We start from the raw sequence: 25,853 nt of genomic DNA, 5'->3' as shown, positions 1-25,853 counted from the left end.
GTACTCCATCGTCCACGGCTGCCCAGTGAAAGCAGCCAACTACGCACCCCCTACTCTGAGTTGCCATGCAAGCTCGCGGCCGATCTCGTACGGGCTCGCCTCGGTGCGGGCGTTGACCGTGATGGACGGCGCCGAGCTGGTCGCCGCGGAGCCCGCCAGGGCGAGCACCGGAGCGGGCACCCGGACGGGCGGGACGGTCACCAGGGCGCGGAGCCTCGCGGTTAGGTCCGGCTCGGCCTGGTCGACGCCCTCGACAATTCCGGCGGGAATCCACCGGCCGACTCGGGCCGCCATAACGCGGGACGGAGATTTGATTCCGAGCGCGTCGGCGATGGGCCCGGGAATTGCACTTTTGGCCCAGCCGATCAGCTTGTCTTTCAGCCAGCCGCCCATGCCGGAAATGCCGTCCCAAATTCCGCGAGCAAGATCCTTGCCCTTTTCGACAAGTAGATCCTTGAAATTTCCCGCGGCTTCCTTGATCCGGTCGGGAAGGCCCTTGATGTAATCTATGAACTCGCCAAATTTCCCGGCCGATTCCTTGACGAAGTCGACTACTGCCTTGCCCGCATCCTTGATGCGGACGGCGATCTTGCCCACCCACTCGATAAAGTTTCCGACCCAGCCGATGGCAGTTCCGAGGGCTCCGAACAAGTCGGAGAAGATCGGCCCTGCAAATCGGATAATCACGGGAATCACGGCGCCGAGAATGTCGGCGGCGAGGCGGCCAAGCCAAGAAATCAGCGAGGTCACCACGGAAATTACGGGCTGTGCCTTGTCGACCAGCTCCCGCAGCTTGCCGCCGATCAGCTCGGCAGCCGGCGCGACCCGGTCCCGCATAAAGTCCGAGACGGCCGAGAAGATGGGTTGCAGATTTTCGGCGAAAGCGGCGTAGATCCGCATTGCGGCGGGCCAGACAGTTTCGAGCAGGATTCGAGCGAGGCCGGACAGGATTGGCACGACCGCCGAGGCGACCGCTGAATAGACGGTCATCATCGCGGGGAAAAGCTCCTGCGCGACAACCCGTCCGAGACCCTGCAGCGCAGGGAGAAGGGTCGACTGTGCCACGTCGACAATGCCGCGGAGTCCGGGCATGAGATCGTCCCGGACACCGCCCGCGAGCCCGACCACGGTCTGACCGAAAGAGCCGACGGCGGAAGGTCCCGGGCCACTGAATATCCCGAAGAACCCCGAGGCGAGTTGCTTGCCGTAATCCAGCGCCGGACCGAAGACGGACGCCACTACGGCCCCGCCTCGTTCCAGCACGGGAATCACATTGTCACCTATGAAGTTCGAAACTCCGACTTCAAGGCTCCGCTTGAATCCCTCGATTTTGGCTTGCGCATTGTTGTGCAGCGCGTCGCCCATTTTGTCGGCGGCTCCGGCGGTATCTCCGAGAGCCTTTACGGCCGTACTGGGATCGAGCGCCCAAAGGGCTTGTCCCATGTCCTCGGCCTTAGTTCCAAAAAGCCCGACAGCAGCCGCCGACCTTTCGGCCGGGTCCTTAATTCCCTTGAGCCCGTCTAGGACTTGCTGCAATCCTTCTCGGGCACCAGGGCCGCCCTTAGCGATCTTCGCCGTCATTGCCTCGGCGTTAAGGCCGATAGCCTCGTATGCCTCGGTGCTTGCCTTACTGCCATCGGTGGCCCGGATTTGAAACTCTTTAAGAGCGTCAGCCACCACATCGGTATCACGTGCGCCCGCCGCCATGCCCTGAGACATAAGCCCCATGGCGTCAGCAGCCGAAAGCCCGAGATCCCGGAACTTGGTTGAATACTCGTTCATGGTGTCGGCCATGTCGTCGGCACGCGGGCCCATCTGCTGCATTCCCTTGGTGAGAATGTCCAGGGCTTCCGTGCCGTCTTTGGCCAACCCGTTTTTGAGCATCTGCCCGACCGCGTTACTGGTCTGGCCCAAGTCCAGCTCAAACGTGTTGCTGAGATCCGTTACCTTCCCGGTAATGGATTCGATCTGTGCATTCGTTGCATCCGGGGGCAGGATGCCTGACCGCATTACCCCGGAGATTGCCTGTGCGGCTTCCTCGACATTCTCTGTGACGCCGTGTGCGTAAAGCTGCCCGGCAGCCTTTCCGTACCGGGCTGCCTCCTCGGGCGTGCTACCTAGGGAAGCTTGGATCTTCCCATTGATGGCGCCCTGGTCGAGAGCGTCTGAGAAGCCCTTTACAAGAATTGCCGCGGCAGCCAGACCGACCGCCAGGAGAGACCCCTTAAGGACCCCGCCCATCTTGCCGGTGAAACCCTCGCCGGCTGCCTGTCCGCCCTGCTGCCCGGCCGCCTCGCCCGCTTGCTCCGCAGGGCCTGTGACCTGCTGCTCTAGCTCTCGGGCGAACCCCTCGACCTCGGGCACGATGGACAGATAGCCCATGCCGACTTCGACGGCCATTAATCACCCCCGGCGGTCGGCTGGAATCGCTCCAGATAGGCGGCGACTTCCTGCGGGCTCCGGGTGGTCGAGCCGATTCGGCCGGGCGCCGTAACGCCAGGGCGGGGAATCGGATCGGGTCGCCGGCTCGGGCTCTTGGCTCCGGCGTTACCGCGCTGCCAATTTGCCTCGGACAGCCGGTCGTGGACGGCGGCGAGTAGCTGTGTTTCCAGCGTCCACCCGACGTCGGGACCGGCAAGCGATCGGGCCAGTGCGGAATCCGGCGGGAGGCCCGAGAGAAGCGCTCGGAAGCGGCGCCATGTCAGTCCCGAGGCGGGCCGCCAAAGGTCCCGGATATCGGTCCCGTAGTACCTTTGGAAGTCGGCTTCGATAGCCTCGCCGTGCTCGGTCAGGAATTCGGCGAGGGCTCGGATTCCCCCGGCATCACGCCCTGGTGCCGCTGCCACCGACGGAACAGCTCGCCGACGGCGCTAATAGGCACGGGCAGCGCGTCGAACTCCTGCCACTGGTCGCCGAGACCAGCCCGCAACAGCGCGACGATATCGACGGCGGAAGGGCTGTCGACGTTCACCGCGGCGAGGATGCCCTTATCCAGATCACCGGCCGCCGGAAGGACGAACGTCGTCCCGCCGAGGGCAAAGCGAAAGGGCTCGCGCCGGGCTTCGGCCACCCATACGTCAAGGTTGAAAACGTCGCTCAAGGTTCTACCTCACGATCTTGCAGAAACGTTCCTGCGAAAGGGCAAAAAGGGGGTTACGGCGCCGGAGTGTTGAGCCATGCCGGGTCGTCGCTGAACTTGATGCACACGGTGCCGTCAGCCGCCGGGTAAGCCGTGATGGTGAGTTCGTAGGAAAGGGCCTCATCGCCCTTGTAAACCAGGTCCCCGACCTCGGTCACCTCACCATCCGGAACGACGATTCGGATATGGCTGGTGCCGTCGACAACGTCGAATCCGAACATCCTGCGATCCGGACCCGGCGCCTTGATTGCGAGCACAGCCTTACCGCTTGTGCCGGTCACCTTAGAGCCCCGGTGGTAAAGCTCAAGCGTGGTCTTGCTGGTCTCGATCGCCGTAAACTTGAACGTCATTTCCGAGCTGGAAACGACCTTCCGGACCGTGGCCCCGCCCTGCCATGCCTTGATCTCGGTCGTGTCGGCGGAGTTGGATTCGGTGATTCCGTCATCCGAAATCCAGCCGATATCGACTGCAGCAGCCGGCCATGCGGTCGTTGCGTCGACCGGTGCCGTGGTGCCCTTCGACGCGGAATAGGCAGCGCCGGTAATGGCCACGCGGACCTGATTTGCGTTGAGCGTCATTCATCCCCCTTGGAAAGATTCAGCGCGGGGAGCACTCGGCCCCGCATGTGGATTTCGACGGCGAAGGCGTACCGAGGGCTGCCGGACTGGTCGTCAGGCATCCACATGAGCCCACCGACTTCGGTAATCCGATACACCGTGACTTCGTCGCGCACGCCCGGGATCGAGTCGAGCAACGCCCGCACCAGGGCGGCGAGATCGTGCGCCCCGGATTCCGTCGGCGACCAGGCGTGGATATCGAGCCGGGCCCGGTCGGATACCGGCGTTGGCCGGGTGCCCCCGACCCGCTCGACCCGGATGAATTCCGGCGGGCGGGGCGAGGGGACTCGGGAGACAACGGGGACGGGTCGGCCCGCCAGGGCGAGGGCCTGCCGGAGATATCCGGTAACCACGGCGACCGCATCGGGCATGAGGACGACGGGCCTACTCATTGGCACCATCCAGCCCGCGGAGCAAGTCCCGGCGGGAACTCTCGCGGTCCGCGTTCGCCGCCGGGAAGTCGTAGTTACCCATGACTGCCGAGCGGATTCGCTGACGGCCGGTTTCCTGGTCGGTCTTGTAGATACCGCCACCCGAGCCCGCCGAGGCAGCGATACGCCGGGCGATTTTCCCGAGTTCGGCCCCGACTTCGGGCAGCTTCATAAGGCTTTTGATCCCGGATTTGTTGGCCTTGAACTTCCGGAACTTCGTCACCCGGTCACCGCCTTAAGACGAACCTCGGTGTGGTGGTGGCGGTCGCCAAGCGGGTAGCGCATCGGCTCGCCCTCGACTTCGAGCAGCCGGCCGAGGGCGGTCACCCGGTCCCCCGGCAACAGGTCCACGTCGACCCCGCGGCGGGTGATCAGCCGCCACCCGGTGACCACCACGGGCCGGTCTCCGGTGTCCTCGGTGGACACGTCCGGCAGCACCTCGACCCGGGGCACGGTCGTGCTGGTCGCCCTGGTCCAATCGCGCTCGCTGGTCGTGTTGCCGTAGCGGTCAACTACGAACGGGGCGCGGTGAGTTACGGCAGTCTGTCGGTAGCGGAGCGTCATTCGAGCCCCACCATGGACACCCGGCGCCGGTACCGCGAGAGCTGGTCCCGCTCGGCCTCGGCGAGGGACGCCCCGATGGTCTCCGAGGCGTACGTGACGGAAACTCCGCCGACGGCTTCCTGTCGCAAGTCGGCCGGGTTGTTGATGATCCGGGCGGCGAGCGTGAGCGTCACGGCGAGCACGTCGCCCGGCACCACGGAGTACCCCGAGGTGTAGGTGACCAGAGCCGGAGTGTGCGGGTACCGCAGTACCCGAAGCCGGTCGCCAACCAGCAGCCAACCCGAGGGCTCGACCACCCCGCCGGCGACCGTCACGGCGTCCACCGAAACGACCGGCCGGAGCGGAAGCCGGATCACTCCGTCCCGCGGGTTGAACATGGCGGTGGTCGAGCGACGGGTGAAGTCAGACCGGGCCTCGGTCCGTACGATCCGGCTTGCCACGTCGAGCACCAGGGCGGCGCCCTCGGGCAGTTCGGCCGGGGTCCGCTGCAGCCACGTGGCGAGCTGATCGACAGTGGCGAGCGGGGGAAGTGCGGTCACGGCGTCCCCCTCGGCTGGTCGTCGGTGATGATCTGCGCGCCGCACTCCAGACACCGCGTGACGGTCCGGGCCGCCCCGCCCGTCTCGGGCACCGGAAAGCGCTCGAAACGGGCGGAGGAACGGCAAGAATCCGTGTGCGGAATTCGAGAGGGCGGCACCGCAGCGCGCTTACGCGGCGGCATTCCGACCCCCCTTACTTGGCCTGAACGCCGTTAAGGCGCGCGGCAGCCTGGCCACCGAAAAGGGCGACGCCACAGAAGAACTCAATTCGAGTCCGGAAAGCGGGCTTGCTGTCCAGCTCGCCGAGGTCCCGAACGGTCACGCCACCGTTGGTGAGACCGGTCACGGCCTTGTCGCCCTCGGAGCGGCCGAACTTCACGGCGTAAATGCTGCTGGCGTCGGTGGCGGTGCCCTGCGTCTCGGTGGTCGGCAGAATGTCGACGCCCGCGGCAGTCTGGCCCGGGTCGAGCAGCGGAATGCCCTGGTACGTGGCGACGCGCTTACCGGTAAGGGCCTCCTGTACCATCTCGTAACCGCCGAGGCGACGGGCCGAACTGGCAATCTTGGCGATGATCTTCCGGTTTGCGTACAGGGCGCCGTTACCCGCGGACAGGCCCGGGACCTGCGCAATCAGGGCGTCAAGCGCGTCGAAGAAATCGTGACCACCGGCGATCGGACCCATGCCGTTGGTGCCCGCGGAAAGGACCTGAGCGCCAACCAGGCGCTTTCGCAGGCCGTCAAAGCCCTGCGGGTCCGTGGCGGTGTCGCCGTTGAAAAAGGCGTCCTGAAACTTGTAAGCGGACGCCTTGACCTTGAGCTGTTCCTGAATGGCTCGCTGGTCATTCAGGTTACCCCTGGTCTTGGCAATGAACGTATCCACATCGGCGTCACCACCGAGGATTACCAGAGACTCGGTCTTGGTGTTCACGGTGCCGGTGGACTCGCTGTACGCGGCGTTCACGGCTCGGAACTCAACGCCCGGCAGCGTCGCTTCGGAGTTGTAGGCGTAGGCGTTTCCCTCAATGGTCATGAGGGGCAGCCGGTCGAGAATGGGAGACTCCTGAACGAAAGTCTCGATAACGCCGCGCTGAAGGTCGGTCGTGCTCAGCTTCGCGGCCTCGGCAAGGCTAAGAGCCATTTACATTTCCCCCTGATTTTGGGCATGAAAAAAGGGCCGCCTCCGCCTAAGCGGAAGGGCCCTCGCCTGTTTGCAGAAACGTTTCTGCGCGAGTTGATCTAGCTAGCGCGCTGCACCCGGCGCAGACGCTCGTACGGGCTCGCCGGCTCGGCGTCGGCGGTCTCCCGCGGACCGGCGCCAACGTCGCCCCAACGGCCCGGCTCGGCCGAGGCGGAGAGGTACGGCTTTTCCTGAATGAGCTTGTCCAGCGCGGCAGTTACGGCCTCGGGCTTCACCGTGCCGTCGGAGCCGGCGAGGGCGGCGAGGTCCACCAGGGCGAGCGCGTCGGCGGGGTCGCGGAACTTGCCCGCAGCAGCCGCGCGCACCTCGGCGCGTGCCAGCTCGGCAGCGAACTCGCTCCGGATTTCGGCCTTGAGCGCGTCAAGGTCGGTCCCCTTACTCGCGGCGTTCGACCGACGGAGCCGGTTCGCCTCGGCCTCGGCATCGGCGGCCCGCTTCTCGGCAGCCTCGCGGGCGGACTCCGCGGCGGCGAGGGCGTCGGCCTGGTCGCTGGTCTTCGGCTTCGGGTCGCCCTCGGGGCCGGTCGGGCTCGGGTTGCCGCCGGTCTTCGCCGGGTCCTGGTCGGTCGGCTTCGGGTCGCCGGTCGGGCCAGTCGGGTTCGGGTTGGAATTCGGGTCGGTCGGCATGGCTGCCCCTCCTAGAAGATGTATCCGTGTTTCTTGAGCAGAGAAATTTCCGCCTCGCGGTTTCCCTTCGCCCGGCGGAAAATATCCTCGGGCATCATTCGCGTCTCGCCTCGGCGGGCGTACCTGGTCTCGCCGGTTTTCTGCAGTTCGCCGAGGTTCTTCCCGCCGAGCCCGCGCCGGGTAGTCGACTCGGAGGTGATGAGTACCTTCCCGCGGGTGGTGGTGATGGTCTGCATCCCCCTGCGGGCATTCACCACCATGTCGATATGGGCGCCCTCCTCGATCGCCTTGACGGCGGCAGCACCGAACCGCTTGTGTTTCTCCTCGGCGGTCATCTGGTCGAAGACCGATTTCGGGTCCGGGAACGCGCGGTCGGTGTTGTCGGCGAGCGGGTCCATTCCGCAATCACACTTCGGATGCCGCTGAAAACCGGTGCTGTGCGAGTACTGGCGACCCGCGAGCACGATGCACCGAGCACACGCCGGAGCGTGGACCACCCGCACGTACCCCTGACACCGCGGGTGCGCGGTCATGGCTACCGAGGTCGCCGCCCTGGCGGTGTCGGCAACCGTCGTGCTGGTCAGCATGGCCATTTGCGTCAAGCCCCGCAGAGCAGCCATTTCGGCAGTCTCGCCGGCTGCCAGGGATTGGGCCGTGGTGATCGCTGGCATATACAGCAGCGAGGCGAGCGGGCGCCCGTCCATGGCAATCCCCACCAGGGCCGAGGCGTCAAGCTCCGCAAGGGGTGCGGCAATCGCCCCTTGCGCCACCATGGACGCCCCTACAAAGGCTTGTGCGCCCTCGGCCACCGAGAGCTGACCGGCGACCACGGCACGCAGGATTGCCGCGCCTTCCTCGCCCTGCATTGCGGCTAGGATTCGGTCTGGCGTGACACCCCGCCAAATGCCCTGTACTGCCGTGACAACGCCCCGGGAGACTGCCTGTACCTCTCGGTACCGAACGTCCGCCAGAGTGGCACTGTCGACCATTACGCGGCCTCGGGGATCGGCTCGGCGTCGACTTCCTCGGCGGGGTCCGGCTTAGGGCCGAACATCCCGGCAAGGTTCCCGCCGAGAATTGCCGCGGCCTGGTCCTCCCGCATCGCCTTCCACCGCGCGATTTCCTCCGGAGTGACACCGGGGATTCGCTCCCACAGAGCCTCATCGGGAACATTGATCGCCTTGAGCTTCGTCAAGGCGTCCGCGTACTGCGCGTCCGATCGGAATTGCGGATCTCTCCAGATCACGTCACCGAGGCGGAGCGCTTCGGCTCGCTTCGGTTCGCCGGCCGCGAGGGCTTCGATTCGCATGATCTCGCGCAGGGCAGCACCGGTATAGCGGTGCCTCTCCCGCACCTTGGCGACTAGTCCGGCTTCGTTCTGAGCCAACCCGTCCACGCCCACGTTCACCAGACGGCCCACCAGGTAATGCCCGGGGGTGCGCGTCTGCGCGGCGATGTGGTCGACCAGCTCGCGGATAAGCTCGATGAACCCGGAGAGCGGAGCGGCCGAGAATTCGGCGATGCTCGCGCCCGGCTTCTCCAACCAGAGCAGCCGGTCACTTCGAAACTTGGCAATCGGTTCGTCTTCCTCGCCGACGACTTCGCCCGTCTCCGGGTCAAGGATCTCCCGTACCGGTCGGTCCATTCCGAGCACGGCCCGAGCGGGCAGGGCGACGGAATCCGCTGCAGTCAGCACGTGAGCCCACAGGGCATTGACGGCGTTCTGCAACGGGATGACGTTATGGATTTCGGAGACCGGCGAGGCGACCAGGCGAGTCCGGTTAGGGATCTCGACCAGCGGCACTAGGCCGAGGGGATTCCGGAAGTGCGCGGATTCGGACCGCAGCAGCCCCGCTGTCCGGTCCGTCCATTCGCCGCCGTTCACGTTCCGCTGATAGCGGTAAATCATGTCCGGCAGGAACAGTGTTGCGAACTCTAGATCCCCGTCGCGCCAGACCTTGAGCCCCGCCGCGCGAACCCGTCGGCGCCCCGGGACGTACTCCACGATGGCCTGTGACTCGGGCTCGAACGTAATTTCTGTCGTAACCCCGTCGGGCTTCCACACCAGCGCATAGCAGCGGGCAGAGACTAGGCTCTCAAGCATTGAGAGACCGATCTCAACATCGCATTCGGACGCTCGCCAGGCTCGGCCGGCTGCCTTGTCTATGCTGCCGTCTTCGAGCCGGAAACCGAGCGGGCTCATTCGCTCGATCATCGCGTTAGGGACGACCGAGCACCAGTTGTCAGAGAAGCCCTCGAACAGCCCGCCCGTCTGTGCCCTGAATTCGGGGCTTGCGAACTTGAGCGGGTGGCGACCGTCGTAGTAGTCGCCCCAAAGCCGAGCCTTGATCTTCCGTTTCTCAAGCTTGCGCCGCAAGCGGGTTGTCATCTGTAGTGGCGTTTCGGCCACGCGCACCCCCTCGGGCATGAAAAAGCCCCGCCCGAGTACGCCCGGACGGGGCTGGATTGAATGCGCCGAAGGGCGCTATGCGCTCGCCGCGCGCGGCTTCTTAAGGGGCCTGCGGACATAGCCGTCAAGCGCCATTACAAGGGCGGCTATTCCGTCGATACGGGCCGAGGACTTATCCCGGTCCGGCTTGACGGGGCGAAGGTTGTCATTACCGTCTCTGTAGACTTCGACCACGCTTGCATTCCAGCGCAAGACCGGATTGCCGCCGTGGTGGATCTGCCCTTCGCGCAAGAGGCGTTCAAGCTCTTTGCTGCCGGGGCTCATGCCTAGGTAGGTCTGCGCAATCGGCACGACTTCGACCCCGCGGGTCTTTTGCTCGACCCGCTGCACCAGGTGCCCGGCAAACATTCTGTCGTAGCTCACGCGCTGCACGTCGAGCCGTCGGCAATCCTCGATGATCTGCCGCTCAATGGCGCCATAATCAATCGCGTCGCCCTCGGTCAGCATGAGCAAACCGCTATTCACCCACTCGCCGAGCGGGACCATTAGTTGCTGTTCGAGATCGGCTAGCCTCTCTTCCGGCAACCAAAAGCGCGGGATGATCTCCAGCTCTACACCGGGTTTCCGGGATTCGACCACCAGCACCCAAGCCGATAGGTCAGAGACCGCGGACAAGTCGACCCCGCCCCACGCTCGGCGGTAGCGGAAAGACTTCTCGTCAACGACCCCGTCATTCTCGTCCCACAGCGAGAGCGGGAGCCACCGGGTACTGTTCCGCATTCGCATGTTGAGCGACAGCCTGCAGAACGTCGGGAAGTAACTCGGCGTGCTCTTAGCCTTAGCGGCCTCACGGCGCATATAGGCGAGGCTCGGCGAGACCCCGAGGCCCGGGTTAGCCTTCCGCCAAGTAGCCTCGGCGAAAGGGTCGTCTCCGGGCTCGGCAGCCCAAATGACGCCGTAGTGTCCGGGGTCGATTACAACCCCGTCGGCGACCCTGCGGGTATACGTGTGTTTCTCATCGTAAATAGAACCCTCGGTGCCCTCATCCGCGGTTGTGATGAACACAACAAGTGGTTGATCTCGGGCACCGGTTCCGGTCTCGATCGCGTCGACCAAATCGCGCCGCTTATGCACGTGGACTTCGTCCACCAGGGCGCCGGAGACATTCAGACCGTGGGCCGTTTCCGCGATTTTGGAAAGGGCCCGGAACACACCGCCGGTGCGAGGTACGCGGATTACGCCGCGGAGGACTTCGACCCGCCCTCTGATTGCCTTACTCGTAAGGGCCATCCGCTTAGCGTCGTCAAATACTCGTTCAGCCTGCGGGAGCGAGCCGGCTGCCGCGTAGACCTCGGCGCCTATCTCCCGATCTGCCAGTAGCAGCACCAGGCCGATACCGCTTGAGAGCGTCGACTTACCGGCCTTACGCGGTACCTCGATCCACACGGTTCGGGTCACGCGGACGGCTCGGCCTATCTCGGGGTCGTGCCAGAGCCAACCAAATACCGGCGCGATGATCCACACGATTTGCCACGGGGCGAGCTTGAGTTTCGTCCCGCCCCATCGGCCCTTCGTGTGTTTCATGCTCTCGATAGCGCGCACAGCACGGCGGGCAGCCTCTACCGAGTAGAACGCGCCCGACTGCTGGTGCTGCTGGTTGGCGACCACCAGGGGCCGAGATTTCAGAGCCTCGGCTATGTCGTCATCAGAGAGGCCGAGTTCGCGCAGCGCTTCGAGCGGGACCGGCAGGGCGTCAGTCGAAGATATCTCCGTCATCATCGCCCCCGTGTTCCGGCGGGGTAATCCTGGTGGCCGAGGCGGGCGAAAGCCCCAACTCTCCTACCAGCGCCCGCAGATGAGATCGGTACTGCCCGAGGATGGTCACCCACGGCGATTTGACGTTGCCTCGCTCGGTCTCGACCACCAGGCCGGTACGGCTCAACTCCCGCTCGCCCTGCCAGATCCGGGCGGACGTAATGCAGTACTCCACCGCGACTTCCCGCTGTGAGTCGACCAGGCCGGCGGACACCACCAGCGCCGGAACGACCCGAGCCCAGACACCCGCGGCAAACTGCCGCACGTCCTCGGCCTGGTCGCCGGGCAGCAGCTCGGACCAGTCCGGTTCGATCGGGTCCGCGGGGGCGAAGCGGGCGCCCTCGGTGTGCCGGTCGGGGCGGTAAGTCCCCTCGCGGACGGCGGCGATGTGTGGTTTTGGCTTCCGGCCTGACATGGACACGCTAGGTCACCCCCACAAGAATGGTTGTATTAGCCATCGGAGTTTTTTCCCTCCCTGCCGCGCTGGGTGGGGAGGGAGGGGAGTCACCCCCCTGGGTAAAACCGCAGGTCAGAGGCCCTTTATGGGCTTTTGGCGCTCCGAGGCCCATCCTCCGGGCTGGTGAACGGCGGTCTCGCGGCTGTGACACTGCGTACACAGCGGGCGGAGCCGTGACCAGGCATCCGGATCGGGCACACCTCGGGCGACCAGCGAACGACGCGACTCGGGGAAGTGGTCGGCGACCACGGCGACGCGAGCACACAGCACGCACCACGGATGTTGGTAGAGGTAGGCGCGTCGGATGCGTGGCCACCTCGGGCCGTACGCGCTCCCACCTGGTGTGCCTCGCTGTGCATCAGCCTCGGCCTGGTGGCGCGGGCAGCGTCCGCCCGTGGTCAGCTCGGGGCACCCCGGGACCGAGCACGGGGGGCGTGGTTTGCGTGGCATGCGCCCCCAATCTATGTGTCGTGCGTCACATGTTCTGCACCTCGGCCACGCGGACAATCCGGGGCATTCGGCAGTGCATCCCTGTTCACGGCTAGTGCTCGACCCTTAGCGATCTGTAACAATCCAGTTGACACGTGGCCCCTATAGGCGGCGACCATGAGGGGTCGCCCTTCCGTTCCGGAGGGGACACGATGCACAGCACTGCAAGCACGTTCGCCGCCCTGTTCGTCACGTTGCTGACCGCCCATCAGTGGGGCGATCACTGCGCGCAGACGGACCACCAGGCGGCCCACAAGGGCAGGCCCGAGGCCGACAGCGGAACGACCAACGCCGAGTCGTGGCGGGCCCTTTGTGGCCACCTGGTGAGCTACCACGCCGTAATGGTCGTGATGCTCGCCGCCGCGGTGGTCGCGCTCGACCTGCGGGTGAGCCTCGCCGGCTGCACGGCCGGAGTCGGGTTCTCCGCGGTGAGTCACGGATTCTGGGATCGGCGGTGGCCGGTCCGGGCGTGGATGGTCCGCACGGGCTCGGAGAGCTTCGCGGAACAGCCCTTCGGCCGGTACACGGTCGACCAGGGGTGGCACGTCCTGTGCCTGTGGTTCTCCGCGCTGCTGGTCGTCCTGGTCTGAGCCCGCTACGGGCCGACGGCGAACAGTCCGAAGTCCCGCACGGTCTTCCCTTGGTGGCAGGTGCGGCACAGCGCTTGAACGTTGCTGTCCGTGTCCTCGCCGCCGAGGGCCAGCGGAGTCCGGTGGTCCACGTCGACCAGCTCGGCGGGGAAGTCCTCGCCGCACAGCCCGCACCGCGCGGAGCCCGCTCGGTCGACTCGCCGGCGAAGCCTCTCGGCGCCGCTGTAGTGGCGCGAGACAAGCCGTTGCAGCCGTCTGCGGGCTCGAACACTCGGCCGGGCTTCGTAGGCCCTGTGATGGGCCGCGCAGCGCCCTCGGTAAGTCGGGGGCTCGGGGCAGTCAATACAGCGCACGGTGCCCCCTTAGGTCTGTGGTGCCCCTCGCGGGGCGGTGGGGACCGCACCTCGGTGACCCGGTTCGGCTCGCCCTGGCGGACGGGTTACTACGGGCGGTGCGGTCCCCGCGCTCTGCCTCACGACTCCGGCGGCCACCCCCGAGAGGGTGCGTGGTGCACGGGCAGAGCAGCGAGAGAGGAACGCGCGGGCACTCGGTCCGCCTGTTCCCATCGGTGGGGTGCGCGGTAGTCCTGCGCTCCCTCTCTCGGAAGTAGAAGAGGGGGACGATATCCCGCGGCCCGCCGAGCGGCGCCGTCGGGGCGTTCCGTTCCCTCTTCCTGGGAATAGAAGAGGGGGACGATATCCGGCGGTGGTGATGGGGTGACGCTGGTGAGGCAAAATCTGGTTTCTCTTAGCGTTCGAGTGTCTAAAGAAACCTGATTTTTGCGTCTCCAGCGTCACCCGTCACCACCCCCGCTGGTGCTACGCGGCTGCCTTGGCGGGCTTGGCCAGCCGGACGCTGCTGCCCGACGCCGGAGCGGTCCCGAAGGGCACCGAGAGCACGTCCCGGAGCCCTGCCATCTCCTCGATGGCCGGATCAAGCTCGCCACTGATTATGAACTCGACTCGGCGCATGTCCAGCTTCCGCCACCCGCCGCGCGTGCCCCGCTTGACCTCCAACCGTGCGCCAACTTCGACCAGCATTGCCCGTCGGGCGTTCGTGTCGGCCTCGGCCCACTCGTCCGCGTAGGTGCGACCCGTGGGCGTCACCACACGCTGTGGCTCGCGCTTCTCGCGGGTCTCCAGATCGGCAATCCGGTTGTCTAGCGCATCGGCGAGCGTCTGCCACTCGGCCGCAGCATGCTTGGACTTCTGGCGCCCCTTCTGCTGCTGGTGCACGCGGAACTCTTCGACCGTGGCGAGTAGTTCGGGCTCGGGGTCGTACCCGGGTATCTCAACGACGTGCTTGGTCGGGACGGGGCCGACCAGGCGCAGGAACTCCGCGGACACGAAGTCGTCCACCCAGTCACCGCGCACGCTCGCCGGCAGCTTGCACAGATCGCCCCGGGCGTGGCTGTTGCACTTGTACGTCGCCGTCTTGCCCTCTTGCTTGTTCAAGTACATACGCCCGCTGCAGGCGTCGCAGTGGATCACGCGCAGCAGCAGCGCATCCGTGTCCTGGCGGTCCCCGGTGGTGATGCTGCGGGAGTTGAGCAGCGCGCCGATTCGGTCGAACTCCTCGCGGGTCATGATCGGCTGTTCCGTCGCCATGATCGGGTTGCCCGCGGTGTCCCGGACAGGCTTGCTCCGGTGCATCTTCCAACCCAACAGGGTTTCGTTCTGCAGCATCTTCGTGATGACGTTGGGGGTCCACTGGAAGGCGTCGCGGACGACGTGAGAGCCCTTCGCCCCGCCCGTCTTACCGCCCCGCTCGCGGCCCATCTTGTCGGCCCAGTAGTCCCGCGGGCTCAGCACGCCATCAGCGTTGAGACCGGCCGCCACCGCGGAAGCGGTCTTCTTGTCCAGCAACTCACGAACGATGCGCTCGATCACCTCGACCGCGTCGGGGTCGGGTGCCAGGGTCCAGCCGACCCCGCCGTGTTCCTTCGGCATGGGGGCGGGCATGTAGCCGTATGGCGGACGACCACCGCCGCGCCAGCGAAGCGGCATCTTGCGCATGGCTGCCATGGCGCCGGTCACGCGGTCGCTGATGCTCTGCGATTCGACCTGCGCGGCAAATGCCAACATGAGCATCTGCAACTCGGCCATGGGGTCCATGGGGTTGCGGAAGTCGAAGACCAGACGCCCGCCGCCGATACCCTCGGCGAAGACCAACACCTTTCGGTGTTCTCGCGCCCACTTGGCGAGTTCGTGCATGTGGGCCATGGACCGGATAGCGCGGTCGAAACGCCACCAGACAAGGGCGTCGAAGCTGTCCGGGTTGCTCAGCCACCGGCCGAGCTGCGGGCGGTCAAAGGGGCCGGTCTTGCTCGCCGACACGTCAAGGTCGACGGCCTCGCGGAGTGCGTCACCCTCGCCGAAGTCGATCCCGAGCGCCGCGGCGACTATGTCGTCGGCTTCGCGCTGCCGCTCGGGAGAAGTGGTCTCGTCCGTCAGGACGGACAGTCGGATAGCTCGGACGCCTCGCAGCGTCCCGGTAAATACGGTGCCCTCGGTCCCGGGCAGGCTGCCAGTAGTCATGCCCTCCGGAGAGGGGGACGATATCCGCTGGTCACGGGTAAGGGTGGCGGTCGACACCGGGGACTACTCCAGAACTGGTAGTCCGGAGTGTTCGGGTCGGCCAGGGTGAACCAGCCCTTGCCGTCCGGGGTGCGGCGGTCGGCCAGCACGGTGGCGCCCAGGGCGACCAGGCGTTCCACCTCCTCGTCCCGGCTGCGGTCCTGCGGCTGCAGGTCGAGGTGGACCCGGTTCTTCGCCGACTTCCCGTCGGGCACCCGGATGAACAGCAGCGAGGCGCCGGCCGACTCCACCAGCGCCTCCTCGTCACCCGGGTTGTCGTCCTCGCCCAGGGTGCCGTCCAGTGCCTGCGCCCAGAACGTGGCCAGGGCGTGCGGGTCGGCGCAGTCGATCGTCACATGCCGTGCCAGAGAAGCCATGCCCCCTACTCTGAACTGCGTCGTCCGGATCCGTCCAGCCGTTTCCGGGAATGCCGGTGGCCGTCCCTCGGGTACGGCGGGAAGGCCGGGACGACCTCCGTGAACGCGTAGCCGCTCTTCTCCGCGACCCGGCACGAGGCGTGGTTGTCGCCCTCGTGCAGCAGGTCGATCCGGCACAGGCCGTCCTCGGCGAAGGCGGCGAAGGCCCAGGCGGTGAGGGCCTCCACCGCGCGCGGGGCCACGCCCCGGCCGCGCGCCGGGCCCGCCGTCCAGTACCCCACCTCGGCCGTCTCCCCGCCCGGGGTGCCGCGCTTGAGCACGACGTTGCCGACCAGCTCGCCGGCGTCCAGGACGGCGAAGGCGTACCGGGTGCCGGCCGCGCGGCCCTCGTGCTGCGCGGCCAGCCAGTGCGCGGCCCCTTCGGCGCTGTCCACCGGGTTGCGGGTGAAGCGGCGCAGCGTCTCGTCCCGGTAGGCCTCGATCAGGGCCGGCGCGTCGGCGTCCTCGAAGGGGCGCAGCTGCAGGCCATCGGCCGTCGGGTGCGCGGTGACGGTCATTTCTCCAGCCCCTCCCAGTTCCAGCGCGGGGTCGGGCCGGGCTCGCCGAGGTCGGTGCCGGCCGGGGAGGCGGAGACGTCCTCGGCGATCTTCGTGCCCCAGTCGAAGTACTCCAGCACCCGGCGGCGCAGCAGTTCGTCGGCCGGCAGCTCCTGGCGGACGGCCTCGGCCATCAGCTCCATCCAGCGCAGCCGCTGTTCCTCGGTGATCTCCAGGCCCAGGTGGGCGTGTAGCAGGGCCCGGTGGCCGCCGAGCTCGTCGGTGAAGGCGGTCGGGCCGCCGAAGACCTCGGCCAGCCAGACGGCGACGTGCTCGATGTGGGTGGGGGTGAAGTCGGCGAAGACGGGCGCGAGCAGCGGGTCTGCGAGGACGCCCCGGTAGAAGGTGTGGCTGAGGCGGCGCAGGGCGTCGATGCCGCCGACCGCGTCGTAGAGGCTCTCGGGCCGTTGGTCGCTCATGGGTGTGCTCCCCGTAGGTGGTTGACCGTGCGTTGCGACCTTCCTAGCAGGCGGGCGGCGGCTCGGCAGGCGCTGCGGGCCCGTTGTTCGCGTCGGGCTCAGCAAGTGGAGGGCTCGGCTCCTGTCCCCCGGCCAGGGAGCGGTTGTACGCCTCCCGGACGGTCAGCGGGGTGTCCTCCTCGGCAGCGGGCGCAGGCGCGGGCGCGGGCGCGGGTACGGGCGCGGGCTCGGTGTCATGGTCGGTCATGCGCCGCATTGTGACGGTCGGCTCCGACACTCCCGCTTGACCCTGCCGCTGGCGGCAGGGTCGGAGGGTTGCCCCATGGACACTGTGAACGCAGCAGAGGGTCGGGGCGTGGTGGTCACCGGCGCCGGAACGGGGATCGGGCGGGAGACCGCGCGGGCCTTCGCGGCCGAAGGGGCGCGGGTGCTGGCGGTCGGGCGGCGGCCGGAGCCGCTGGCGGAGACGGCGGCCGCGTACCCGTCGCTGATCGAACCGCTGGCCGTCGACGTGACCGGGCCGGACGCGCCGGAGGCGATCGTCCGGGCGGCGCTGGAACGGTTCGGGCGACTGGACGTACTGGTCAACAACGCGGGCATCACCGGCAGCGGCGGGCAGCTCGGCGGGTACACCCGGGACGGCGTCGAGGCGCTGCTGGCCACCAACCTGGTCACCCCGGTGCTGCTCGGGCAGGCCGCGCTGCCGGCGTTGGCGCACAGCCGGGGCGTGGTGGTCAACGTCAGCACCGCCGTCGGGCAGCGCGGCTGGCCCACTGGCTCGGTGTACGCGGCGAGCAAGGCCGCACTGGAGACGGTGACCCGCAGTTGGGCGGTGGAGCTGGCCCCGCGCGGGGTCCGGGTGGTGGCGGTGGCACCGGGGGCGATCGAGACGCCCATCGGCGAGCACGCGGGGCACGGCCCCGAGCGGCTGGCGGCGCTGCGGGCCTGGCAGCTCGCGCACACCCCGTTGGGCCGGATCGGCCACCCGGCGGAGGTGGCCTGGGCGATCGTGCAACTCGCCTCGCCGCAGGCCTCGTTCGTGACCGGCGTAGTGTTGTCCGTCGACGGGGGCGCGCTGGTGCGGTGACGACCGGTGAAGTGGCAACCGGTGAAGCGATGCCCGGTGCAGGGACGATGGGGGCCGTACGGGTGCGGATCGGCGAGCTGGCGCGGGCGACGGGCGCGACGGTCCGGGCGCTGCGGCACTACGAGCAGGCCGGGCTGATCGACTCCGAGCGCGAGCCGAACGGCTACCGCGACTACGCGGAGTCGGCGGCCGCCCGGGTGCGCAACATCCGCGCGCTGGTGGGTGCCGGGCTCACCCTGGACGACGTCCGGCCGCTGCTCGGCTGCCTGGACGGGGACGTGCTGGCGAACCGGCCGTCCGAGCGGGTGCTGGCGGTCGCCCGGGAGCGGCTGGCGGTGCTTGAGCGCCGGATCGCCGCCCAGACGGAGGCGCGGGACCGGCTGGCGGCGGCCCTGGCGGCCGCTCCCGAAGCGACCGGAGCGGCCGTCCCGACGGCGACCGGAGGTGCTGCGGAAGGGTGACACCCCCGATCGGGGGTGTGCAGGGAGCAGGTGGGAGAGGACAGTAGGCGCATGCAGATTCCACTCTCCGTGATGGACTTCCTCGACCGGGCCGAGCTGGTCTACGGCGACCGGGTCGGCATCGTCGACGAGCCGGTGCAGCCTGCCGAATCCTGGGGCGAGCTGAGCTACCGCCGTGTCGCCGAACTCGCCCGGGCCCAGGCGGCCGGGCTGGACCGGCTGGGCGTCGGGCCCGGCGAGCGGGTCGCGGTCGTCTCGCACAACTCGGCGCGGCTGCTCACCTCCTTCTTCGGCGTGAGCGGGCACGGCCGGGTACTGGTGCCGGTGAACTTCCGGCTGAAGGCCGAGGAGGTGTCGTACATCGTCGAGCAGAGCGGCGCCTCCGTCCTCCTGGTCGACCCCGAACTCGCCGACGCGCTGAGCGGGGTGGTGGCCAAGCACAAGTTCGTGATCGGCGCGGACAGCGACGCCCTGCTGTACGACTTCGACAACTCCCCCCGGCGGTACGCGGTCTCCGAGAACGACACCGCCACCATCAACTACACCAGCGGAACCACCGCCCGCCCCAAGGGCGTTCAGCTCACCCACCGCAACGTCTGGCTGAACGCGACGCTGATGGGCCTGCACTACGGCGCCAACGACCGGGACACCTACCTGCACACCCTGCCGATGTTCCACGCCAACGGCTGGGGCCTGCCGTTCTCCCTCACCGGGCTCGGCGCCCGGCACATCGTGCTGCGCAAGGTGGACGGCGCGGAGATCCTGCGCCGGGTCGAGCGGCACGGGGTGACATTCCTGTCCGGTGCGCCCGCCGTGGTCCAGATGGTGCTGGACGCGGCCGCCGACTGGGACGGCCCGGTGCCGGGCCGCGACCGGGTGCGGATGATCGTGGCCGGCGCCCCGCCGCCGACCTCGGTGGTCCAGCAGGTCGAGGAGCAGCTGGGCTGGGAGTTCATGCAGCTCTACGGCCTGACCGAGACCGCGCCGATCGTCACGGTGAACCGCTCGCGGGCCGAGTGGGACGCGCTGCCGGCGGCCGAGCGGGCCGAGAAGCTGGTGCAGGCCGGCGCCCCGGCGCTCGGCACCCAGCTGCAGGTCGACGGCCAGGGCGAGGTGCTCGTGCGCTCCAACACCGTGCTGGACGGCTACTGGCAGCAGCCGGAGGCGACCGCCGAGGCGCTGCGCGACGAGTGGTTCCACACCGGCGACGGCGGCACCCTCGTGGACGGCCAACTGACCATCTCGGACCGGAAGAAGGACGTCATCATCAGCGGCGGGGAGAACGTCTCCTCGATCGAGGTGGAGGACTGCCTGTACAGCCACCCGTCAGTCGCCGAGGCCGCGGTGATCGGGGTGCCGCACGAGAAGTGGGGCGAGACGGTGAAGGCGCTGGTGGTCCTCCGGGAGGGCCACGGGCCGGTCAGCGAGGCCGAGTTGATCGCGCACTGCAAGCAGCGGCTGGCCGGCTACAAGGCGCCCACCTCGGTGGAGTTCCGGGACGCGCTGCCGCGCACCGCCACCGGGAAGCTGCAGAAGTTCCGGCTGCGCGAGCCGTACTGGACCGGGCGGGAGCGCCAGGTCAACTGATCCGGCGGCTCACGCGATGCGGCGGCCCACCTGGTGCGGCGGCTCGGCAGCGGCTTGGCCGCGACTCAGTGGACGAGGCCTGATTCCCTGGCCGCCAGGGCGAGTTCGGTCCGGTTGCGGACACCGAGCTTGTGCATCGCGGACTTGAGGTAGCCGGTCACGGTGTTGCAGGTCAGGCCCAGTCGGGCGGCGATCTCCGGGTTGGTCCGGCCGGTCGCCGCCCAGCGCAGCACCTCGTGCTCGCGCGGGGTCAACGGCCGTACGGGGCCGGCCGGCCGGGGCTTCGCGCGGCTCCAGGCGGCGGCCCCGGCGAGCGCCCGGGCGGCGGCCCGGGCCAAGGTGCCGACGGCGGAGATCCGGACGTCCCCGAACGGAACGACGGCGCGCACCGAGGCGTACACCACGCCGTGCACGGTGTCGCCGTCCATCAGCGGGACGGTCAGCATCGCGTACAGGTCCTCGGCGGCGACGGCCGGGTCGTACTGGTGCGAGATGGTCGTCGCCGCACGGTAGTCGGGCACCCAGGTGGGCGCGCGCTCGGCGAGCGCGCGTCCGCCGAGACCGAGCCCGGCCGGAACCGCCACGTTGTGCAGCAGGTCCGCCCGGGTGCCGGCCCAGTGGCGCAGCACCATGCCCTCGCCGCCCTTCCCACGCCCGGGCAGCGGCTCCGGCACCCCGACCAGCCCGACATCCACGCCGCACTCCGCCACCACCCGCCGCGCGAGGTCGCCGAGCACGGCGTCCCGCACCAGCTCGGCGGCCCGCACGGCGACGTCGGGGTCGCGTTCGGGTCGCGCGGCGTCGTCGACGGGTCGCGCAGCGGCGAGGGAGTCCGCAGCCCTGGTCATCGCGGAATTGTCACACGCGGTACGGCCGGTGGCGAGAGTCCTGACGTGGGTGTTTCGTGGAGTGGCGGACGCCGTCGGCCCGCCGGGCATAGGGTGCGGGCGCAGGCTACCGACGGGTAGCAACTGCCGTGCCCCGGAGGGAAGACGATGACCGACCCGAACGCCGTCCTGCGCGGCCTGTTGGCCGACCTGCGGGCCGAGACCGCCGTCCTGGACGCGCTGGTGGCCGGACTGCCGGCCGAGGACTGGGCCCGGCCGACCCCCGCCGAAGGCTGGACGGTCGCACACCAGATCGCCCATCTGGCCTGGACCGACGGCTGGACCGCGCTGGCCGCCCGCGACCCGGAGGGCTTCACTGCCTCACTCGGCGGCCGCTTCACCGAGCTGCTGGCCGCCGGGGCCGACCCCGTCGAGGAGGGTGCCCGGGAGGGCGCGGCCGCCGAGCCCGACGCCTTGCTCGACCGCTGGCGTACCGGTCGGGAGGAGGTGCAGGCCGCCCTGGCCGCCGCCCCTGCCGACGTCCGGCTGCCCTGGTTCGGGCCGCCGATGAAGCCCACCTCGATGGTCACCGCCCGGCTGATGGAGACCTGGGCGCACGGCCAGGACGTCGCGGACGCCCTCGGCGCGGCCCGGGAGCCCACCGACCGGCTGCGGCACATCGCCCATCTGGGCCTGCGCACCCTGGGCTTCGCCTTCGCCGCACACGGGCTACCCGCGCCGGAGGCCCCGGTCCGGCTCGAACTGACCGCCCCCGACGGGAGTTCGTGGCCCCTCGGACCGGCCGACGCCACGGACGTGGTCACCGGCCCCGCCCTGGACTTCTGCCTGCTGGTGACCCAGCGCCGCCACCGCGACGACCTGGCCCTGACCGCCACCGGCCCGGTCGCTACCGCCTGGCTGCCGATCGCCCAGACCTTCGCGGGGCCTCCCGGCAAGGGGCGGCAGCCGGCCTCCGGCGCCTGAACGGCCCCGGCCGTCAGGGGTGTCTGGCCTTTCGGGGACAATGGCGGGCATGAACGACCTGCTCAGCCGCCTGCCCGACGTCCCTGCCCTGCGCGACCGCTGCCGCGGCCTCGCCATGCTCGACGCGATCCTCAGCCCGGACGACTGGGAGTCGCGGTACCACTCCTTCGACTCCCGTTGGGACGAGGGCGAGGAACTGGCCTCGATGCGCAACGGCCAGGGCGACGACTGGTGCGTGATCTTCTCCCCCGTCGGCGCCTACGGGCGGGCCTTCGACCACGAGGCGCCCAACGCCCCGGAGCTGCTCGCGGCCGTGCCCGAGGAGTTCCGCCGCTTCGCCGAGGAGCCCGCCCTCGGAGACGAGGACGGGCCGACGGTCACCCGCTGCTTCTGGCGCGGCCAGGGCGACGACTCCTGGCGGGGTGCGGCGGCCGAGCGCGGCGCGGACCACCTGTTCGAGCTGCTCGCCGACGGGTCGGCCGAGGCCTACCGGCAGTGGGCCGAGGACTACTTCGAGCCGGAGCAGGCGCTGGACCTCGCCGCGATCGGGCACGTCCTGGCGCTGCGCCCGCTCACCCCGGCCGTGGTGGCGGCGCTCAACGCGGAGACGGACCTGGACGAACTGGCCGAGGACCTCGCGGAGATCGGCTACCCGGCGGGCTGATCCGTTCGGTGAGCCGATCAGAGGCCGATCCGCAGCGGGGTGAGCCGGGTGGCGATCAGGTTGGTGGCACCCCGGTCGCGCTCGATGTGGCCGTGGACCAGCAGTCCGGCCCGGTCCAGGGCGGTGCGGCGCTGGGACTCCCAGACCGGGCGGTTGCAGATCACGTTGATCAGGCCGGTCTCGTCCTCCAGGCTGAGGAAGAGCACCCCGCCGGCCGTCGGCGGCCGCTGCCGGTGGGTGACCAGGCCGCCGATCACCACCGCCGTCCCCGGTGGCACGTCCGGGAGCTGGGCGGCCGACAGCGCTCCGCCGCGTTCCAGCTGGGTGCGCAGGTGCTGGAGCGGGTGGCTGGTGGCGGAGGTTCCGGTGGCCCACAGGTCGGCGATGGTCTCCTCGACCGGGCTCATGCCGGGCAGGTCCGGCGCCTCGGTGCCGGGCGTGGTGCCGGGGATCAGTTCGGCCGAGATTCCGGCGAACGCCCCTGCAGTCCACAGCGCCTGACGTCTCGTCAGGTCGAAGCAGTCGAAGGCGCCCGCCGTCGCCAGTGCCTCCAGGACGGGCGCGGGCAGGCCGGTGCGGCGGGCGAAGTCCTCCAGGTCGACGTACGGCTGTCCGGCCACGATCGTCTCGGCCTGCGGGGTGCCGATGCCTCGGACGGTCTCCAGGCCGAGCCGGATGGCCGGCTGCGGGCGGCCGGCGGTCAGCGGCGGCTTCGGGGTCGGCCCCCGGTACGGCTCCAGGGTGGGGCGCGCCCCGCTGGCGTTGACGTCCACCCCGCGCACCCGCACGCCGTGCCGCCGGACGTCCGCGACCAGGCTGAGCGGCGAGTAGAAGCCCATCGGCTGGTTGGCCAGCAGGGCGCAGGTGAAGGCCGCGGGGAAGTGGTACTTGAGCCAGGCGCTGGCGTACACCAGGTAGGCGAAGCTGATCGCGTGGCTCTCCGGGAAGCCGTAGTGGGAGAAGGCCTCGATCTTGCCGTAGACGTCCTCGGCGACCTCCGGCGGGATGCCGCGCTCGGCCATCCCGCCCAGCAGCCGCTCGCGAAGCCGGGCGACCCGCTCGTGCGAGCGCTTGGCGCCCATCGCCTGCCGCAGCCGGTCGGCCTCGGCGGGGCTGAACCCGGCGCAGTCGATGGCGAGTTGCATCATCTGCTCCTGGAACAGCGGCACCCCGAGGGTCTTGCCGAGCGCGTTCTCCATCAGCGGGTGCGGGCAGCCGGGCGGCTCCGCCCCGGCGCGGCGGCGCAGGTACGGGTGGACGGATCCGCCCTGGATCGGGCCGGGGCGGATCAGCGCGACCTCGACCACCAGGTCGTAGAAGTGGTCCGGCTTGAGCCGGGGCAGGGTCGCCATCTGCGCGCGGGACTCGACCTGGAACACGCCGACGGTGTCGGCCCGACGCAGCATCGCGTACACGCCCTTGTCGTCGTCCGGGATGGTGGCCAGGTCGTGGCGCAGGCCGTGGTGTTCCGCCACCAGGTCACAGGCGTCGTGCAGTGCGGCGAGCATGCCGAGGCCGAGCAGGTCGATCTTCACCAGTCCGGCACCGGCGGTGGACTCCTTGTCCCACTGCAGGACGGAGCGCCCGGGCATCCGGGCCCACTCGGTCGGGCAGATCTCGCCGATCGGCTCCTTGGCGAGCACCATGCCGCCCGAGTGGATGCCCAAGTGGCGTGGCAGGCCGTGGAGTTGGGTGGCGAGCGAGAGCACGTCGGCGGGGATGACGGCGTCCGCGCCGGGGGCGGAGCGGAAGTCGGTCTGCCGACTGAACGCGTCCACCTGCCCCTGCGGGTAGCCGAGCACCCGGGCGGCGTCGCGGATCGCCAGCCGGGGCCGGTAGGTGATCACATTGGCGACCTGCGCGGCGTGCTCGCGCCCGTAACGGCCGTAGACGTACTGGATGACCTCCTCGCGGCGGCGGTTCTCGATGTCCAGGTCGATGTCGGGCGGCCCGTCCCGGGCGGTGGAGAGGAAGCGTTCGAACAGCAGCTTGTAGTGGATCGGGTCGACGGCGGTGATCCCGAGGGCGTAGCAGACCGCGGAGTTGGCGGCCGAGCCGCGGCCCTGGCACCAGATCTCCCGGCTCCGGCAGAAGTCCACGATGTCGTGCACGATCAGGAAGTAGCCGGCCAGGTCGAGGTCCTCGATCACGTCCAGCTCCTTGGCGAGCTGGCGGCGGGCGGCGGCGTTGCCGGGGCCGAAGCGGGCCGGGCCGCCGGCCGCGACCAGGGCGCGCAGGTGGCCGATCTCGGTCCCGCCCTCGGGGACGGGGAAGCCCGGCAGCTCCGGGTCCAGTGCGGCGAAGTCGAAGGCGCAGGCCCGGCCGAGTTCGACGGTGGCCCGCTGCACGCCCGGGAAACGGGCCAGCCGACCGGCCATCTCGCGGCCCGAGCGCAGGTGCGCGGTGCCGGCCGCCCGGGTCCAGCCCACCGCGTCCTGCAGGGTGCGGCGCTCGTGCAGCGCGGCGAGGCTCTGCGCGAGGCGGCCCTGGGCGGGGCCGGCGTGGTGGGCGTTGGTGGAGGCGACGGCGGTCAGCCCCTGCCCGGCGGCGAGCGCGGCGAGGGCGTCGTTGCGCCGGTCGTCGCCGGGCAGCCACTGGTCGATCAGTTCGACGTACACGTTCTCGCGGCCGAACGCCTCGGTGAGGGTGCGCAGTCGCTGCTCGGCCGCGCCCGGATCGGCGCCGCGCTTCCCGGCGAGGGCGGCGGGGACCCGGCCGAGGCGGCAGCCGGTGAGCACCGCCCAGTGGCCGCCGTGCGCCTGGGCCAGCGCCGCGAAGTCGTACACCGGGCGGCCCTTCGCGCCGCCGGCCAGCTGGGCGGCGGCGATCGCGGCGGAGAGGCGGCGGTAGCCGGCCGGGTCGCGGGCGAGGACCAGCAGGTGCTCGGTCTCCGGGTGCTCGCGCTCCGGGTGTCCGGTCTCCGGGTGTCCGGTCGCCCCCGGGGAGTGGCCGGCCGCTTCGTGGCGGAGGGTCAGCTCGGCGCCGAACACGGTGGCCACACCGGTGCCCCGGGCCGCCTCGGCGAGCCGGACGGCGCCGTACAGGCCGTCGTGATCGGTGATCGCGAGGGTCTCCACACCCAGCCGGGCCGCCTCGGCGACCAGGTCCTCCGGGTCGCTGGCGCCGTCCAGGAAGCTGAAGGCGGAGTGGACGTGCAGCTCGGCCCAGGGTTCGGCGGAGCTCTTCGGAGCGGCCGGGGGGTCCTCCAGGCCGGGGCGGCGCAGCGGGACGACCGTACGGTCCGGCGCCGCGGGTGTACGGTCCGGCGCCGCGCCGGTCAGTCGGCGGTGCAGCTCGCTCCAGGGGAGGGTGGGGTGGCTGGTGAAGCCCATCGGGGGTCGCCTTCGTCGTTCTCGTGCTCGTCCTGCTCCCCCCTGCTCCGGGTTCCGGCTTTCGGGCT

The 25,853-nt window shown here is 69.3% G+C and carries 27 protein-coding genes; 6 read left to right on the top strand and 21 right to left on the bottom strand.

What is annotated here, in order from left to right; all coding sequences use genetic code 11:
- Positions 1 to 39: 39 nt before the first annotated feature.
- From ACIBEC_RS14735 to ACIBEC_RS14675, 13 genes are all read right to left on the bottom strand, one after another.
- Entirely contained in the window at positions 40 to 2,400 is a 2,361-nt protein-coding gene (locus ACIBEC_RS14735) for a phage tail tape measure protein (protein ID WP_360508089.1), read from the bottom strand.
- Between the two features lie 388 nt (positions 2,401 to 2,788).
- Positions 2,789 to 3,100 (bottom strand): hypothetical protein, encoded by a 312-nt coding sequence (locus tag ACIBEC_RS14730; RefSeq protein ID WP_360508086.1) that lies wholly within the window; start codon positions 3,098 to 3,100, stop codon positions 2,789 to 2,791.
- A 53-nt stretch (positions 3,101 to 3,153) separates the two neighbouring features.
- On the bottom strand, positions 3,154 to 3,717 hold the full coding sequence (locus ACIBEC_RS14725) for a hypothetical protein (RefSeq protein WP_360508083.1): 564 nt from the start codon (positions 3,715 to 3,717) through the stop codon (positions 3,154 to 3,156).
- Positions 3,714 to 4,127: a hypothetical protein gene (locus ACIBEC_RS14720; RefSeq protein ID WP_360508080.1), complete on the bottom strand. Its 414-nt coding sequence runs from the start codon at positions 4,125 to 4,127 to the stop codon at positions 3,714 to 3,716. The genes ACIBEC_RS14725 and ACIBEC_RS14720 overlap by 4 nt, the downstream gene beginning before the upstream one ends.
- Before the next feature lie 13 nt (positions 4,128 to 4,140).
- Entirely contained in the window at positions 4,141 to 4,410 is a 270-nt protein-coding gene (locus tag ACIBEC_RS14715; RefSeq protein ID WP_360508077.1) for a hypothetical protein, read from the bottom strand.
- On the bottom strand, positions 4,407 to 4,751 hold the full coding sequence (locus ACIBEC_RS14710) for a hypothetical protein (protein WP_360508074.1): 345 nt from the start codon (positions 4,749 to 4,751) through the stop codon (positions 4,407 to 4,409). The genes ACIBEC_RS14715 and ACIBEC_RS14710 overlap by 4 nt, the downstream gene beginning before the upstream one ends.
- Positions 4,748 to 5,290, bottom strand: a complete 543-nt coding sequence (locus tag ACIBEC_RS14705) for a hypothetical protein (protein ID WP_360508072.1) — start codon at positions 5,288 to 5,290, stop codon at positions 4,748 to 4,750. The genes ACIBEC_RS14710 and ACIBEC_RS14705 overlap by 4 nt, the downstream gene beginning before the upstream one ends.
- 193 nt (positions 5,291 to 5,483) lie before the next feature.
- Positions 5,484 to 6,428: a major capsid protein gene (locus ACIBEC_RS14700; protein WP_360508069.1), complete on the bottom strand. Its 945-nt coding sequence runs from the start codon at positions 6,426 to 6,428 to the stop codon at positions 5,484 to 5,486.
- A gap of 98 nt (positions 6,429 to 6,526) precedes the next feature.
- Complete coding sequence (locus ACIBEC_RS14695; RefSeq protein WP_360508067.1) at positions 6,527 to 7,114, bottom strand: hypothetical protein; 588 nt, start codon at positions 7,112 to 7,114, stop codon at positions 6,527 to 6,529.
- 11 nt (positions 7,115 to 7,125) lie between these two features.
- Positions 7,126 to 7,980 (bottom strand): hypothetical protein, encoded by an 855-nt coding sequence (locus ACIBEC_RS14690; RefSeq protein ID WP_360508064.1) that lies wholly within the window; start codon positions 7,978 to 7,980, stop codon positions 7,126 to 7,128.
- Between the two features lie 122 nt (positions 7,981 to 8,102).
- Entirely contained in the window at positions 8,103 to 9,524 is a 1,422-nt protein-coding gene (locus ACIBEC_RS14685) for a phage portal protein (protein WP_360508061.1), read from the bottom strand.
- A gap of 75 nt (positions 9,525 to 9,599) precedes the next feature.
- The gene (locus tag ACIBEC_RS14680; protein WP_360508058.1) at positions 9,600 to 11,303 is read right to left on the bottom strand and encodes a terminase TerL endonuclease subunit; all 1,704 of its coding nucleotides are present in this window, start codon (positions 11,301 to 11,303) and stop codon (positions 9,600 to 9,602) included.
- Complete coding sequence (locus tag ACIBEC_RS14675) at positions 11,278 to 11,754, bottom strand: P27 family phage terminase small subunit (RefSeq protein WP_360508056.1); 477 nt, start codon at positions 11,752 to 11,754, stop codon at positions 11,278 to 11,280. The genes ACIBEC_RS14680 and ACIBEC_RS14675 overlap by 26 nt, the downstream gene beginning before the upstream one ends.
- 683 nt (positions 11,755 to 12,437) lie before the next feature.
- Between ACIBEC_RS14675 and ACIBEC_RS14670 the strand changes: the two genes are divergently transcribed.
- Entirely contained in the window at positions 12,438 to 12,875 is a 438-nt protein-coding gene (locus ACIBEC_RS14670; protein WP_360508054.1) for a DUF3307 domain-containing protein, read from the top strand.
- Between the two features lie 5 nt (positions 12,876 to 12,880).
- On the opposite strand, the gene ACIBEC_RS14665 is transcribed toward ACIBEC_RS14670, so the two are convergent.
- The 6 genes from ACIBEC_RS14665 to ACIBEC_RS14640 form a co-directional block, all read right to left on the bottom strand.
- On the bottom strand, positions 12,881 to 13,228 hold the full coding sequence (locus tag ACIBEC_RS14665) for an HNH endonuclease signature motif containing protein (RefSeq protein ID WP_360508051.1): 348 nt from the start codon (positions 13,226 to 13,228) through the stop codon (positions 12,881 to 12,883).
- A gap of 465 nt (positions 13,229 to 13,693) precedes the next feature.
- A complete protein-coding gene (locus tag ACIBEC_RS14660) occupies positions 13,694 to 15,412 on the bottom strand; it encodes a recombinase family protein (RefSeq protein ID WP_360508048.1) in 1,719 nt (572 codons plus the stop codon).
- Positions 15,409 to 15,828, bottom strand: coding sequence for a VOC family protein (locus ACIBEC_RS14655; RefSeq protein WP_360508045.1), 420 nt, complete (start codon positions 15,826 to 15,828; stop codon positions 15,409 to 15,411). Before ACIBEC_RS14655 ends, ACIBEC_RS14660 begins: the two co-directional genes overlap by 4 nt.
- A gap of 5 nt (positions 15,829 to 15,833) precedes the next feature.
- Positions 15,834 to 16,385, bottom strand: a complete 552-nt coding sequence (locus ACIBEC_RS14650; RefSeq protein ID WP_360508042.1) for a GNAT family N-acetyltransferase — start codon at positions 16,383 to 16,385, stop codon at positions 15,834 to 15,836.
- A complete protein-coding gene (locus ACIBEC_RS14645) occupies positions 16,382 to 16,843 on the bottom strand; it encodes a group II truncated hemoglobin (RefSeq protein ID WP_360508040.1) in 462 nt (153 codons plus the stop codon). The genes ACIBEC_RS14650 and ACIBEC_RS14645 overlap by 4 nt, the downstream gene beginning before the upstream one ends.
- Before the next feature lie 43 nt (positions 16,844 to 16,886).
- Positions 16,887 to 17,090 carry a hypothetical protein gene (locus tag ACIBEC_RS14640; RefSeq protein WP_360508037.1) on the bottom strand — a complete coding sequence of 68 codons (204 nt, stop codon included), beginning with the start codon at positions 17,088 to 17,090 and terminating at the stop codon, positions 16,887 to 16,889.
- A 75-nt stretch (positions 17,091 to 17,165) separates the two neighbouring features.
- Here ACIBEC_RS14640 and ACIBEC_RS14635 point away from each other — a divergent pair, with 75 nt between their 5' ends.
- The 3 genes from ACIBEC_RS14635 to ACIBEC_RS14625 all read left to right on the top strand — a co-directional run bounded on the left by ACIBEC_RS14635 (position 17,166) and on the right by ACIBEC_RS14625 (position 19,978).
- Positions 17,166 to 17,930 (top strand): SDR family oxidoreductase, encoded by a 765-nt coding sequence (locus ACIBEC_RS14635; protein WP_360508034.1) that lies wholly within the window; start codon positions 17,166 to 17,168, stop codon positions 17,928 to 17,930.
- Between the two features lie 62 nt (positions 17,931 to 17,992).
- Complete coding sequence (locus tag ACIBEC_RS14630; RefSeq protein WP_360508126.1) at positions 17,993 to 18,391, top strand: MerR family transcriptional regulator; 399 nt, start codon at positions 17,993 to 17,995, stop codon at positions 18,389 to 18,391.
- A gap of 51 nt (positions 18,392 to 18,442) precedes the next feature.
- Complete coding sequence (locus ACIBEC_RS14625) at positions 18,443 to 19,978, top strand: AMP-binding protein (RefSeq protein ID WP_360508031.1); 1,536 nt, start codon at positions 18,443 to 18,445, stop codon at positions 19,976 to 19,978.
- Positions 19,979 to 20,043: 65 nt separating this feature from the next.
- Here ACIBEC_RS14625 and ACIBEC_RS14620 read toward each other — a convergent pair whose 3' ends face one another.
- Positions 20,044 to 20,826, bottom strand: a complete 783-nt coding sequence (locus ACIBEC_RS14620) for a LuxR C-terminal-related transcriptional regulator (RefSeq protein WP_360508028.1) — start codon at positions 20,824 to 20,826, stop codon at positions 20,044 to 20,046.
- Positions 20,827 to 20,973: 147 nt separating this feature from the next.
- Here ACIBEC_RS14620 and ACIBEC_RS14615 point away from each other — a divergent pair, with 147 nt between their 5' ends.
- Positions 20,974 to 21,789: a TIGR03084 family metal-binding protein gene (locus tag ACIBEC_RS14615; protein ID WP_360508025.1), complete on the top strand. Its 816-nt coding sequence runs from the start codon at positions 20,974 to 20,976 to the stop codon at positions 21,787 to 21,789.
- A 49-nt stretch (positions 21,790 to 21,838) separates the two neighbouring features.
- Complete coding sequence (locus ACIBEC_RS14610) at positions 21,839 to 22,453, top strand: hypothetical protein (protein ID WP_360508022.1); 615 nt, start codon at positions 21,839 to 21,841, stop codon at positions 22,451 to 22,453.
- A gap of 17 nt (positions 22,454 to 22,470) precedes the next feature.
- Here the strand turns inward: ACIBEC_RS14610 and ACIBEC_RS14605 are convergent, their stop codons facing one another.
- Positions 22,471 to 25,785, bottom strand: coding sequence for an error-prone DNA polymerase (locus ACIBEC_RS14605; protein WP_360508019.1), 3,315 nt, complete (start codon positions 25,783 to 25,785; stop codon positions 22,471 to 22,473).
- Between the last annotated feature and the right edge of the window lie 68 nt (positions 25,786 to 25,853).

Origin of the sequence: Kitasatospora sp. NPDC051164 (genome assembly GCF_044455625.1) — a bacterium.
Classification (GTDB): Bacteria; Actinomycetota; Actinomycetes; order Streptomycetales; family Streptomycetaceae; genus Kitasatospora.
Note: the sequence above shows the minus strand (reverse complement) of the source record. Positions and strands in the feature narration are given on the sequence as shown.